The 13,909-nt window shown below is 72.2% G+C and carries 7 protein-coding genes; all 7 read right to left on the bottom strand.

What is annotated here, in order from left to right; all coding sequences use genetic code 11:
• Window positions 1-127 precede the first annotated feature (127 nt).
• Window positions 128-1,339 (bottom strand): DNA polymerase III subunit delta', encoded by a 1,212-nt coding sequence (locus AC3IYJ_RS21900; RefSeq protein WP_489396477.1) that lies wholly within the window; start codon window positions 1,337-1,339, stop codon window positions 128-130.
• 102 nt (window positions 1,340-1,441) lie between these two features.
• The gene (tmk, locus tag AC3IYJ_RS21895) at window positions 1,442-4,678 is read right to left on the bottom strand and encodes a dTMP kinase (RefSeq protein WP_489396476.1); all 3,237 of its coding nucleotides are present in this window, start codon (window positions 4,676-4,678) and stop codon (window positions 1,442-1,444) included.
• Between the two features lie 262 nt (window positions 4,679-4,940).
• Window positions 4,941-7,754, bottom strand: a complete 2,814-nt coding sequence (gene topA / locus AC3IYJ_RS21890) for a type I DNA topoisomerase (protein WP_489396475.1) — start codon at window positions 7,752-7,754, stop codon at window positions 4,941-4,943.
• A gap of 419 nt (window positions 7,755-8,173) precedes the next feature.
• Window positions 8,174-8,371: a hypothetical protein gene (locus AC3IYJ_RS21885; protein WP_489396474.1), complete on the bottom strand. Its 198-nt coding sequence runs from the start codon at window positions 8,369-8,371 to the stop codon at window positions 8,174-8,176.
• 142 nt (window positions 8,372-8,513) lie between these two features.
• A complete protein-coding gene (locus AC3IYJ_RS21880) occupies window positions 8,514-10,064 on the bottom strand; it encodes a DUF7059 domain-containing protein (RefSeq protein ID WP_489396473.1) in 1,551 nt (516 codons plus the stop codon).
• Between the two features lie 220 nt (window positions 10,065-10,284).
• Window positions 10,285-10,851 carry a small secreted protein gene (locus AC3IYJ_RS21875; protein ID WP_489396472.1) on the bottom strand — a complete coding sequence of 189 codons (567 nt, stop codon included), beginning with the start codon at window positions 10,849-10,851 and terminating at the stop codon, window positions 10,285-10,287.
• 185 nt (window positions 10,852-11,036) lie between these two features.
• Entirely contained in the window at window positions 11,037-13,445 is a 2,409-nt protein-coding gene (locus AC3IYJ_RS21870) for a sodium-translocating pyrophosphatase (RefSeq protein ID WP_489396471.1), read from the bottom strand.
• Between the last annotated feature and the right edge of the window lie 464 nt (window positions 13,446-13,909).

Here is a 13,909-nt window from a genome sequence, read left to right as displayed (position 1 = left end):
TCCCGCACTGACCTGCGACGTCCCGGAGACGCCCCGCGGACCGCTCGAACGGGTGAATCCGCCGGCAGGGGTTGGCGCCGTGCGGAGTGGGTTGTCCCGGCCGGCTGGTCCGGCAGGGCGGGCCGGGTCAGCCCGCGCGCAGGGACATGGTCATGGCCTCCACCGCGAGCAGCGGGGCCACATTGCGGTCCAGCGCCCGTCGGCACGCGATGATCGCCTCGATGCGCCGCAAGGTGCGCTCGGGGCCCGACTCCCGGGCGATGCGGTCGAGGTCATGCCGTATCTCTTCGTTCGCGATGGCCAGCGAGGAGCCGAGCTGCAGGGCCAGCACGTCACGGTAGAAGCCGGTGAGGTCGGTCAGGGCCAGGTCGAGGCTGTCGCGCTGGGTGCGGGTGCGGCGGCGCTTCTGGCGGTCCTCGAGCTCCTTCATCACGCCTGCCGTGCCGCGCGGCATCCGCCCGCTCGTACCGGCTCCGGCGCCGAGCGCGGACTTCAGCTCCTCGGTCTCCTTGGTGTCCACCTCTTCCGCGACCTGCTTGGCGTCCTCGGCGGCGGCGTCCACCAGCTCCTGGGCGGCCTTGAGGCAGCCGCCCACGTCATCGACGCGCATCGGCAGTTTCAGCACGGTGGCCCGCCGGGAGCGGGCAGCCTCGTCGGTGGCGAGACGACGGGCCCGGCCGATGTGGCCCTGGGTCGCGCGCGCCGCGGCCTGCGCCACGCTCGGCTCGATGCCGTCGCGCCGCACCAGCACCTCGGCTACGGCGGACACCGGCGGGGTGCGCAGCGTCAGGTGGCGGCAGCGGGAGCGGATGGTGGGCAGCACGTCCTCCAGCGAAGGCGCGCACAGCAGCCACACGGTCCGCGGCGCGGGCTCTTCGACGGCCTTGAGCAGGACGTTGCCCGCACCCTCCGTGAGCCGGTCGGCGTCCTCCAGGACGATGACCTGCCAGCGCCCGACGGCCGGGGAGAGCTGTGCCCGGCGGACCAGGGCCCGCGTGTCCTTCACGCCGATGGACAGCTGATCGGTGCGGACGATCTCCACATCGGCGTGCGTACCGATCACGGTGGTGTGGCAGCCGTCGCAGAACCCGCAGCCCGGCTCGCCGCTCAGGGCCCGGTCCGGGCTGGTGCACTGGAGCGCTGCCGCGAAGGCGCGGGCGGCGGTGGACCGCCCGGAGCCGGGCGGTCCGGTGAACAGCCAGGCGTGCGTCATCTTCGAGGAGGCCGGCGGCTCCGTCCCCGCCTCGATGGCGGTGACCAGGCCGTCGGCGTCGCGGGCGGCGGCGGCCAGCTGCGTCTGGACCCGCTCCTGTCCCACCAGGTCGTCCCATACGGGCATCCCGCCCACCGCCTTTCCCTCGACTACCGTCCGCGCCTACTGCTCACCCAGTGTGGCGCCCCCCGCTGACAATCCCTACCGACGGTCCCCCGCCGACACCCGTCAGCGGCGGCGCGGACCGCGGCCTTCCTCGTCCTCGTCGTCGCGGCGCGGGCCCAGCAGCTCGTCCGCCAGCGTCGGCAGATCGTCCAGCGGGGTCTCCTCCGCCCAGTCCGAGCGCGCCCGGCGGGGCCGCCCGTCCTCACCGAGCTGGGGCAGCTCACGGGTCGCGTCGTTGCCCGCGTCCCGGAAGATCCCCGGCGGCACCCGGTCGGCCGGGTTCTCTACGGGTCGCTGGGCCGTGGGCCTGGACGCGGAGTGCGCGGCCCGGGTCGGCCGCGCGGCCGCCGGACCGGCGCCCGTACCCACGCCCGTGCCAGTACCCGTACCGGTACTCGTCATACCCGCCGGGCGGACGGCTGGCAGTACGGCCGTCTCGTCGGCCGGGCCCGTCGCGCGGACCGGCGGCAGCACCGAGGTCTCCGCGGCCGGGTCGATCTTCGGAACCGGGACCGTCTGGGTGACGTCGTCCGGCTGCACGACCCGCTTGACCACCGGGGTCTCGACCGTCAGGGCCTCGTCCGGGTGCGGTTCCTTGCGCATGCCCACCTTGGTCGCGGGCGCGACGGGCGCCGCCGGCGCCACGGCTGCGGCTGCGGCTGCGGCTGCCGCAGCGGCCTTGGCCGCCATCTGGGCCGCCGAGGCCTCGGCCAGCCGCCGGGCCTCCTCGGCCTTCAGCAGGGCCTCCTCGGCACGCCGCTGCTTCTCCAGCCGGCGCTCCTCCGCCTCGGCACGCAGCCGCGACTCCTCTTCCTCCTGCTTGCGCAGTCGTTCCTGCTCGGCAGCGCGGGCCTTCTCCTCGGCCTCCAGTCGCAGCCGCTCGGCCTCGGCCCGCTCCCGGGCCTCCCCCTCGGCGCGCAGTCGGGCCTCGCGCTCCAGGCGCGCGGCCTCGGCTTCCGCCGCGACCCGGGCCTCCTCGGCCTCGCGGGCCTTGCGGGCCTCCTCCTCGGCCAGCAGCCGGGCCTCTTCCGCCTTGCGCGCCGCCTCTTCCTCGGCCTTGCGCCTGGCGTCCTCGTCGGCACGCCGACGTGCCTCCGCCTGCGCGGCCACCTCGGCCTCCGAGAGCGGGAGCATCCGGTCCAGGCGGTGGCGCACGACGGTGCTGACGGACTCCGGGTCCTGGCCCGCGTCCACCACCAGGTACCGCCCGGGGTCGGCCGCGGCCAGCGTCAGGAATCCGGCGCGCACCCGCTGGTGGAACTCCGCCGGCTCCGACTCCAGCCGGTCCGGCGCCTCCGTGAACCGCTCCCGGGCCGCCTCCGGCGACACGTCGAGCAGCACGGTCAGATTCGGTACGAGGCCGTCCGTGGCCCAGCGCGAGATACGGGCGATCTCGGTCGGGGACAGATCGCGGCCGGCGCCCTGGTAGGCCACCGAGGAGTCGACGTAGCGGTCGGTGATGACGACCGCGCCGCGCTCCAGTGCGGGCCGTACGACGGTGTCCACGTGCTCGGCGCGGTCGGCCGCGTACAGCAGGGCCTCGGCGCGGTTCGACAGTCCGGCGGAGGACACGTCCAGCAGGATCGAGCGCAGCCGCTTGCCGACGGGGGTGGCCCCGGGCTCGCGCGTGACGACGACCTCGTGCCCCTTGTCCCGTATCCAGTCGGCCAGCGCCTGCACCTGGGTGGACTTGCCGGCTCCGTCGCCGCCCTCCAGGGCGATGAAGAACCCGGCGTCGGACGCGGCCTGCACCGGCTCCCCGCCGCGCAGCGCCTCGCGCAGGTCGCGGCGCAGCGGTACGCCGCTGCGGTCGTCGGCCTTGGCCAGGACGACCACGGCGACGGGCAGCAGCAGGGCGCCGACCAGCATCAGCGTGAAGGCGGCGCCGCCGTGCGCGAACACGACCTCGCCGCTGGCCAGCCGGTGCGGACCGATGCCTGCGGCCAGTAGCGGGGCGGCGACGGCCCCGGCGGCCACGGCCACCCGGACGACGGCCTGGAGGTGCTCGGTGACCCGGGCCTGGCGGAACTCCTCGGTCTCCTGGTCCAGCAGGGTGTGCCCGGTGTTGGCGGCGACGCCCGCGGCGCTGCCGGCGAGCAGCGACAGGAACAGCACGGTCGCGGTGTCCGGGACGAGCCCGGTCAGCAGCAGCGCGAGCCCGGTCACCGCGATGGCCAGCGCCAGCAGCCGGCGCCGGGACAGCGCGGGCAGCACCTTCCCGGCCTGGGTGGCGCGGATGCCGAGGCCGGTGCCGCCGAGCAGGGCCAGTACGACCAGCGAGAACGCGGCCGCTCCGCCACCCAGGTCGGCAGCGTGCAGGACGGCCACGGCAGCGGCCGAGGCGATCGCTCCGGCGACGGCAGCGCAGGCGAGGACGAGCAGCGGGATGGCTCCCGTACGCCCCTTCTCGGGCCGGTCCCCCGCCTTGGGGGCGCGCAGGCCCTCCAGCGGGGACCGCGGACGCGGGGTCTTCGCGTCGGGCAGCACCAGCGGAAGCAGCAGCGACACGGAGGCGGCGAAGAGGCCGGAGGCCACGTACGAACCCAGCGCGGCCTGGTTCTCGGCGAACCAGCCGATGCCGAGGCCGAGGGCCTTGCCGATCAGGGTCGCGGCGAGCAGCAGGGCCGCGGCGACGGGCATGGCGGCGAAGGAGGTCCGAAGGTTCAGCCGGCGCAGGGTGTCGAGATGGTCCGGCAGCGGCCGGACGGTCGCGCCCTCGGGCGGCGGAGCCGGCAGCAGCGCGGGCGCGGCGCTGTCCTTGGCCAGTGCCCACAGCCGCTCGGCGGCTCCCGAGACGAAGACGGTGGCGAGCAGCGCGATCAGCGCGTGCTCCGGAATCCAGTCGAGCCACAGCGGGGCGACGACGAAGAGGCCGAGCCGCAGGCCGTCGGCGCCGATCATCGTCCAGCGGCGGTCCAGCTTGCCGCCGGGGGCGGTGAGCTTGGCCAGCGGGCCGAGGAGGGCGGCGCCGAACAGGACGGTGGCCAGCATCCGGACGCCGAAGACGGCGGCGACGGCCAGGGCCCAGCCGGTGTATCCACCGCCGAAGGCATCCTGCTCGACCGCCGCCTGGAAGGCGAGCAGCACCAGGACCAGCAGGGCCAGGGCATCACCGATGCCGCTGACCAGCTGGGCGCTCCACAGACGGCGCAGCCGGGGAGTGCGCAGCAGCGCGCGCACCGCGCGCTCGCGGGAGTCCGCGGCGAGGGCTTCGTCGTAGGTGGGAGCGGGGGTGTCAGGGGTGGTCTGGGCGGTGGCGGTGGTGGCGGTCACGACCGTTGGCTGCTCGGCTCGCGTCATCCGCCCAGCCTATCCGCTGCGCTTGGCCGGTGCGGTGGCCTGTGGACAAGGTCCGGTGTGACCCCAGACCCACCTTCCGGGGCGCGGCCCGGGCCCGTTCCCCGTGGCGCGGGGCTTGTCCCCGCCCCGCCCTTCGCTCGTTCCCTGGGCTCCGCCCCAGACCCCGCGCCTCAAACTCCCCCAGCTACCGCTGGGGGTGCCCCCGGGCGGGGCTGAAAGCAAAGAGCAGGGCCCGTGCGCATCGCACGGGCCCTGCCTTCGACTACTCGTCCGCCGGAACGGCGGCCGTCTTCTTCGCCACCGTCTTCTTCGCGACGGCCTTCTTCGCCGTCGTCGTCTTCTTGGCCGCCGCGGTCTTCGTCGCCGCCGCCTTCTTGGCCGGGGCCTTCTTCGCGGGCGCCTTCTTGGCCACGGCCTTCTTCGCCGTCTTCTTGGCCGGGCCCTTCGCGCGCTTCTCCGCGAGCAGCTCGTAGCCCCGCTCCGGCGTGATCGTCTCGACGTCGTCGTCCCGCCGCAGCGTCGCGTTCGTCTCGCCGTCCGTCACGTACGGGCCGAAGCGGCCGTCCTTGACGACCACCGGCTTCTCGCTGACCGGGTCGGTACCCAGCTCCTTCAGCGGCGGCTTGGCCGCGGCCCGCCCGCGCTGCTTCGGCTGCGCGTAGATGGCGAGGGCCTCGTCCAGCGTGATCGCGAACAGCTGGTCCTCGGTCTCCAGCGAACGCGAGTCCGTGCCCTTCTTCAGGTACGGGCCGTAGCGGCCGTTCTGGGCCGTGATCTCCACGCCCTCGGCGTCCACGCCCACGACCCGCGGAAGGGACATGAGGCGAAGGGCGTCTTCGAGGGTGACCGTGTCCAGGCTCATCGACGCGAACAGCGAGGCCGTCCGCGGCTTGACCGCGTTCTTGCCGGTCTTCGGCGTGCCCTCGGGCAGGATCTCCGTCACGTACGGCCCGTAGCGACCGTCCTTCGCGACGATTTCGTTCCCGCTCACCGGGTCCTTGCCCAGCTCGAACTCGCCGCTCGGCTTCGCGAAGAGCTCCTCCGCGTACTCCACGGTCAGCTCGTCCGGCGCCAGCTCCTCCGGGACGTCCGCCCGCTGGTGGCCCTCGGCGTCCTTCTCGCCACGCTCCACGTACGGCCCGTAGCGGCCGACCCGCAGCACGATGCCCTCGCCGACGGGGAAGGAGGAGATCTCCCGGGCGTCGATCGCGCCCAGGTCGGTCACCAGTTCCTTCAGGCCGCCGAGGTGGTCGCCCTCGGCCGGTACGACCTCGCTGGCGTCCTCCGAGCCGAAGTAGAACCGCTTCAGCCACGGCACGGACTGGGCCTCGCCCTGCGCGATGCGGTCGAGGTCGTCCTCCATCCTGGCCGTGAAGTCGTAGTCGACGAGACGCCCGAAGTGCGTCTCAAGCAGGTTGACCACGGCGAAGGAGAGGAAGGACGGCACCAGGGCCGTGCCCTTCTTGAAGACGTATCCGCGGTCCAGGATCGTGCCGATGATCGACGCGTACGTCGACGGGCGGCCGATCTCGCGCTCTTCGAGCTCCTTGACCAGCGAGGCCTCGGTGTAGCGGGCCGGCGGCTTGGTCGAGTGGCCGTCGGCCGTGATCTCCTCGGCGAGAAGCGCGTCGCCCTCCGCGACCTGCGGCAGGCGCTTCTCGCGGTCGTCGAGCTCGGCGTTCGGGTCGTCCGCGCCTTCGACGTAGGCCTTCATGAAGCCGTGGAAGGTGATCGTCTTGCCGGACGCCGAGAATTCCGCGTCGCGGCCGTCCGAGGAGCGGCCGCCGATCTTCACGGTCACCGAGTTGCCGACCGCGTCCTTCATCTGGGAGGCGACGGTGCGCTTCCAGATGAGCTCGTACAGCCGGAACTGGTCGCCGGTCAGGCCCGTCTCGGCGGGAGTGCGGAAACGATCACCCGAAGGACGGATCGCCTCGTGCGCCTCCTGGGCGTTCTTGACCTTGCCCGCGTAGACGCGCGGCTTCTCCGGCAGGTAGTCGGCCCCGTAGAGCTGCGTGACCTGCGCACGCGCCGCCGACACCGCGGTGTCGGAGAGCGTGGTGGAGTCCGTACGCATGTAGGTGATGAAGCCGTTCTCGTACAGCTTCTGCGCCACCTGCATCGTCGCCTTCGCACCGAAGCCGAGCTTGCGCGAGGCCTCCTGCTGGAGCGTCGTCGTACGGAAGGGGGCGTACGGGGAGCGGCGGTACGGCTTGGACTCGACCGAGCGGACCGAGAACGAGGTCTCGGCCAGCGCGGCGGCCAGCGCACGCGCGTTCGCCTCGTCGAGGTGCAGCACCTCGCCCTTGAGCTGTCCGGTCGAGCCGAAGTCGCGGCCCTGCGCGATGCGCTTGCCGTCGACCGTGTTCAGGCGGGCGACCAGGGTCGAGGGGTCGGAGGCGTCACCGGCGCGGCCGGTGGAGAAGGTGCCGGTCAGGTCCCAGTACTCGGCCGAGCGGAAGGCGATGCGCTCGCGCTCCTTCTCGACCACCATGCGGGTGGCCACCGACTGGACGCGGCCCGCCGACAGCTTCGGCATGACCTTCTTCCACAGGACCGGCGAGACCTCGTAGCCGTAGAGGCGGTCGAGGATGCGGCGGGTCTCCTGGGCGTCGACCATGCGCTGGTTGAGCTCGCGCGGGTTGGCGACGGCGTCGCGGATCGCGTCCTTGGTGATCTCGTGGAAGACCATCCGGTGGACGGGGACCTTGGGCTTGAGGACTTCCTGCAGGTGCCACGCGATGGCTTCGCCCTCGCGGTCCTCATCGGTGGCGAGGAAGAGTTCGTCCGACTCGGCCAGCAGCTCCTTGAGCTTCCTGACCTGGGCCTTCTTGTCGGCGTTGACGACGTAGATCGGCGCGAAGTCGTGTTCGACGTCCACACCGAGGCGACGGACCTCGCCGGTGTACTTGTCGGGAACCTCGGCCGCGCCGCTGGGGAGGTCGCGGATGTGCCCGACGCTCGCCTCGACGACGTATCCCGGGCCGAGGTAGCCCTTGATCGTCTTCGCCTTGGCAGGGGACTCGACGATGACGAGTCGGCGGCCGCCCTTTGCGGTCTCGCTAGTCGGGGACAACTTGGCTCTTCTCTCCGGTCGGCACTCGGTCGCAGTACGGCGACGCTGCGGAGTGTGACGGTACAACCCGCCCCCGTGTCAAACGGCAGAAGCCCGCAACGGCCACTCGAACGGTAACCCGACAAGTGCCATTTCTGCCGCCCGGATGCCACCGCGGACCCCCGGCGATCACCGCGCGGAGTGGCCAAAGGGCCGTCTGGCCCCGCCCCCGCACCCCTCCTCACGTCGGCATTTACGGCCTGACGCGCACCTCGGAGGGAACCTGGGCGAAACCCGGCGCGCCGCTCGCGAGCGTGCCCGCGGTGCGTCCGGGCCCGCGGCCGCGAGGCCGGCCGGCACGGGCGTGACCGTGCACTGGGTACGGGGTACTGGGCACACGGCACACGGGCGAATGTCACCCCGCCCGGCGGCGCCCGGAGTCACAGCCGCCCGAGGCACCAGATCCCGAGAGCCAGCGACACCCCGCCGGCGAGCAGCGCCAGCGGTACCGCGACGACGGGGCGCACGTCCTCGGCCACCGGCGCGCCGTGCAGGGCGCGCGCCCCCGTCCAGACCAGCAGAGCGGCCCCGAACAGCAGGAACACGGTCGCCGCGAAGATCGCAGGTCCGTCTTCCATGCCGTTCCCCTCACACCCCTGGGCCGCTCCCGGGATCCCCCCGGATCCCGCTGACCCGGAGCCTGCCAGCCGAGGGGATACACCGGGCGAACCCCGGGTTACATCCTGGTTCCGGCTGGGTCGGGGCGTACGAAGCTCCGCCCTACGCCCCCCGCTCCCCGCCCGGCTCCGTCACCGGCTCCAGGAACCCCTGCTCCACCAGCATCCGGATCGCCTCCGGCGTGCGGTCCCGCAGGACCACCGGATCCTCCTCCACCAGTTGCGCGATGGCGTCCAAAATCCGACCCGCGCTCAGTGATCCGTCACACACCCCGGCGAAGCCGGCGCCGACCGTGTCGACCTTGGTGGCGCGCCGCATCCCGCGGTTCTGCCGGAGCACCACGTGCTCGGGGTCCTCCGCCCCGGGCGCCCCGACCTGCTCCTGGACGACCTCCTCGGTCAGCTGGAAATAGCCGGTCAGCAGGGCCGCGTCGTCGTGGTCGCGGAGGTAGTCCTGCCGGGCGAAGTGCGCCACGACGGTGTCCCCGAGCGGCTGTTCCACCGAGTGCGGCCACTCCTCGACGACGATCGACGGCTCGGCCGCGTCGCTGCGCCGCAGCGTGATCCAGCCGAAGCCGACCGACTTGGTCTTGCGGGCCTCGAACTCGTCCAGCCAGTCCTCGTAGCGCCGCGCGTACTCGGCGGGATCGGTGCGGTGGTCGCCCGCGTCGCGCAGCCACAACTCGGCGTACTGCGTGACGTCCTGCACGTCGCGCTGCACGATCCAGGCATCGCAGCCGCGCGGCACCCAGGCCCGTACCCGGTCGTGCCAGTCCTCGCCGTCCACGTGCTGCCAGTTGCCGAGGAACTGCGCGTACCCGCCCGGGTTGAGCCGGGCGCCGGCCTCCTGGACCAGGGTCCGGCACAGGTCGTCGCCGCCCATCCCGCCGTCCCGGTACGTCAGCCGGGCTCCGGGGGAGATCACGAACGGCGGATTCGACACGATCAGGTCGTACGTGGCCGCCCCGACCGGCTCGAACAGCGAACCGGTGAGCAGCTCGGCCTCCGGGGCTCCCGAGAGCGCCAGCGTCAAACGGGTGAATTCCAGGGCCCGGGGGTTGACGTCGGTGGCCGTCACCCGGGTGGCGTGCTGGGCCGCGTGCAGTGCCTGGATCCCGGATCCGGTACCGACGTCCAGGGCCGAGCCCACCGGGATGCGGACGGTGATCCCGGCGAGCGTCGTGGAGGCGCCGCCGACTCCGAGGACCACGCCCTCCTCGCGACTGCCGATCCCGCCGGCCCCGCCGACGGCGCAGCCGAGGTCCGAGACGATGAACCAGTCCTCGCCGTCGGGCCCCCCGTACGGGCGCACGTCCACGGTGGCGTGCACCTCATCGCCCTCGCGGCGCAGCCAGCCGTCGGCCAGCGCCGCGTCGACGGGCAGCGCGGCCGAGGCGTGCACGTACGGCACCGGCTGCTGGAGCAGGAACAGCCGCACGAGGCTGGCGAGCGGCCCGTCGCCGCCGCTGCGCGTGGCGCGCAGTGCGGGGACCGTCTCGCTGCGGGCGAGCGCGGCGTAGGCGGGGGCGCCGAGCAGTTCGAGCAGCCCGTCGGCGGTGAAACTGGCGTCGAGCAACGCGGCGCGGAGCCCGGCGGCGAGGTCGGACGAGGGGAGGCGGGCGGGCAGACCGGAGGGAAGGCTGGTGGTACTCACCCGCCCATTGTGGCCGCTGCCACCGGCATTCCCCGCGCCACACGGCCTACGGAGCCCTGCGCGCCCCGGAACGCGCCAGGGCGGCCGGTGCCCCGGGGGGTTCCGGCCGCCCTGTCGTGCGTACCGCGTGTGAAGCCCGTACCGCCGGCCGCGGATCGGCCCGCGCCCACGACCTCGGCTTCGACTACGACCTCGACTGCGACCTCGACTACGACCTGGCCTACGACTTGGACGGTGACGGGGTCGTCACCTGGCAGCCCTTCTGGCTGTTCATCGCCTTGTCCAGGCCGCCCGCCTTGAGCTGGTCGAGCGCTTCCTTGCCGCCCTTGGTCGCTTCCTCCAGGCCGCCCGCGACGTCCTTGAGGCCCTCGGCGAACTTGCCCTGGTCCTTGGGGTCGAGGGCTTCCATCTTCGTCTTCAGGGCCGTGTAGCCCTGCGACGTCGCCTCGAAGCCCTTGACCGCGGCGCTCTGGGTCTTCTCGCCGTCCTTGACCGGCGGAACACCCGCCCCCTGCAGGGCCGTACCCATCGACTTGTACGACTCGGACATGCTCCCGAAGGCCGCCGAATCGGTCGACTGGACCTCCTCGGGCTTGCTGCTCTCGGTGGCCACCCGCTTGATGTCGGCGTTGGCCTGCTCGATCTTCTTGAGCTCGGGCTGCCAACTGTCACAGACCTTCTTGGCCCAGGCGTCGGTCTTCTTGTCGCCGTCGTCCCCGCCGCAGCCGGACAGGACGAGCATCAGCACCGCACTGCCCGCCATGGCGGCCGCAAGCTTCTTGTTCACCGGATTGGTCCCTTCGAAGACTCTCGGCCCGGAAGATACACGCCCGCCATCCGGGAAACGCAAAGGCGGACGGACGGCGCGTCAGTCCGCGCCGCCTGTCCGCCATTCGGGCGTACGATCGAGTCCGACCGTGTCCTTCCCGGGTCCGCCGCGAGTACGCGAGTACCCGTCAGGCGTTCAGCGCCTCAGGAGGAGATCACCGCCGCCGGGTCGGCCTGCTGACCCACCCGCTCGGCCGGAGCGCTCTCGCCCGCGTCGCCGACCGCGATGCCGCGGCGCTTGGAGACGTACACCGCACCGACGATGACGCCGATGGCGAGGACCGCGACGATCGCCCGCACGGTCGCGCTGGCGTCCGTGCCGTAGCTGAACTGCACGATCGCCGGGGCGATCAGAAGCGCCACCAGGTTCATGACCTTGAGCAGCGGGTTGATGGCCGGACCAGCGGTGTCCTTGAACGGGTCGCCGACCGTGTCGCCGATGACGACGGCCGCGTGGGCCTCGCTGCCCTTGCCGCCGTGGTGCCCGTCCTCGACGAGCTTCTTCGCGTTGTCCCACGCGCCACCGGAGTTGGCGAGGAAGACCGCCATCAGGGTGCCGCAGCCGATGGCTCCGGCGAGGAACGAGCCGAGCGCGCCGACGCCGAGCGAGAACCCGACCGCGATCGGGGTCAGGACGGCGAGCAGGCCGGGCGTGGCGAGTTCGCGCAGGGCGTCCTTGGTGCAGATGTCCACGACGCGCCCGTACTCGGGCTTCTCGGTGTAGTCCATGATCCCGGGGTGCTCCCGGAACTGGCGGCGCACCTCGTAGACCACCGCGCCGGCCGAGCGGGCGACGGCGTTGATGGCGAGGCCCGAGAACAGGAACACGACCGCGGCGCCCAGGATCAGGCCGACGAGGTTGTTGGGCTGCGCGATGTCCAGGCTGAGGTTCATCGACTTGGTGTCGGCACCGACGGACTTGACCGCGTTGGCGATGGCGTCGTTGTACGAGCCGAAGAGCGCGGCCGCGGCGAGCACGGCGGTGGCGATGGCAATGCCCTTGGTGATGGCCTTGGTGGTGTTGCCCACCGCGTCCAGATCGGTCAGCACCTGCGCGCCGGCGCCCTCGACGTCGCCGGACATCTCCGCGATGCCCTGGGCGTTGTCGGAGACGGGCCCGAAGGTGTCCATGGCGACGATGACACCGACGGTGGTGAGCAGGCCGGTGCCCGCCAGCGCTACGGCGAACAGCGCCAGCATGATCGAGGTACCACCGAGCAGGAACGCCCCGTAGACGCCGAGGCCGATGAGCAGCGCCGTGTAGACGGCGGACTCCAGGCCGACGGAGATGCCGGCGAGGACGACGGTGGCCGCGCCGGTCAGGGAGGACTTGCCGATGTCCCGGACGGGACGGCGGTTGGTCTCGGTGAAGTACCCCGTCAGCTGCTGGATCAGGGCCGCGAGCACGATGCCGATGGCGACGGCGACCAGGGCCAGGATCCGCGGGTCACCGGAGTGGCCCGCGATCGCGGGGTCGTCGACGCCCGCGAGCTCCTTGTAGGTGGCCGGCAGGTACGCGTAGACGGCGATCCCGACGAGCACCAGCGAGATGACGGCGGAGATGAAGAAGCCGCGGTTGATGGCGGTCATGCCGCTGCGGTCGGTGCGCCGCGGGGAGACCGCAAAGATGCCGATCATCGCCGTGACGACCCCGATGGCGGGGACGATCAGCGGGAAGGCCAGGCCGAGGTCGCCGAAGGCGGCCTTGCCGAGGATCAGGGCCGCCACGAGGGTGACGGCGTAGGACTCGAAGAGGTCGGCGGCCATTCCCGCACAGTCTCCGACGTTGTCGCCCACGTTGTCGGCGATGGTCGCGGCATTGCGCGGGTCGTCCTCCGGAATGCCCTGCTCGACCTTGCCGACCAGGTCGGCGCCGACGTCGGCGGCCTTGGTGAAGATGCCGCCGCCCACACGCATGAACATGGCGATCAGGGCGGCTCCGAGACCGAAGCCCTCCAGGACCTTGGGGGCGTCGGCGGCGTAGACGAGCACGACGCAGGAGGCGCCGAGCAGGCCGAGGCCGACCGTGAACATGCCCACCACGCCGCCGGTGCGGAACGCGATCCGCATGGCCTTGTGGGAGACCTCGGTGAGGTCCTTGGCGGGTTCGCCCTCGGCGGGGGTGGCCTCGCGGGCGGCCGCGGCGACGCGGACGTTGGCGCGGACCGCGAGGCGCATGCCGATGTAACCGGTCGCGGCGGAGAAGAGGGCGCCGACGAGGAAGAAGGCGGAACGTCCCGCCCGCTGCGTCCAGTCGTCGGCGGGGAGCAGGAAGAGCAGGAAGAACACGACGACGGCGAAGATGCCGAGGGTGCGCAGCTGGCGTCCGAGGTAGGCGTTGGCGCCTTCCTGGACGGCGGCCGCGATCTCCTTCATGGAGTCGGTTCCCTCGTCGGCGGAGAGGACCTGGCGGACCAGGATCTGCGCGACGACGAGCGCGGCGATGGCCACGCCCGCAATGACGATCACGATGAGCCGGTTGTCATCGGTGAGTACTGCGGATGCCAGGTCAGTGGTGCGACCGGGCGCAATGGGGGTGAAGAGCCCCGTCATTCGTCCTCCTTGACGTGATGAGCTCAAGATGTGGACGGATTGTAGGGAGCGCGACCCGATCAAAACAGTACGCGGGAAACGGAATTGGCCTGCACATGCCCCTCACCAATAGATCCGGTCACTCCATTACCCTCGAAAGTAGTAATGGGGCAAAGGCATTGACGCCTCGTCATCGATCTAGGAATTCTCGGGGAGCGGCGCCGCAATTGATCTACGGCGACAGAAAAGGCCCTGCTCGGCAGGGCCTTGAATAAGATCAGAAGATACGTCGGCACGCGCGGCCGATCATTCCCGGAAGCCGCCGATCCGGGGTCTCCCCCGCTTTCCCGGCACCCACCCGGCCTCCCGCCGGCAGACGACCCCCCGCCGAAACTCACCGCACCGCGCGGCGCCGCACCGCGCGGTCGGCCGGAGGCTCCGCCGCCCCGGGGCACGGCAAAGCCCGGACCGCGACGCACGAGGGC

Source organism: Streptomyces sp. GL_140 (assembly GCF_057834465.1).
The sequence above is the reverse complement of the archived record's forward strand: the minus strand, read 5'-3'. Positions and strand labels throughout refer to the sequence as shown.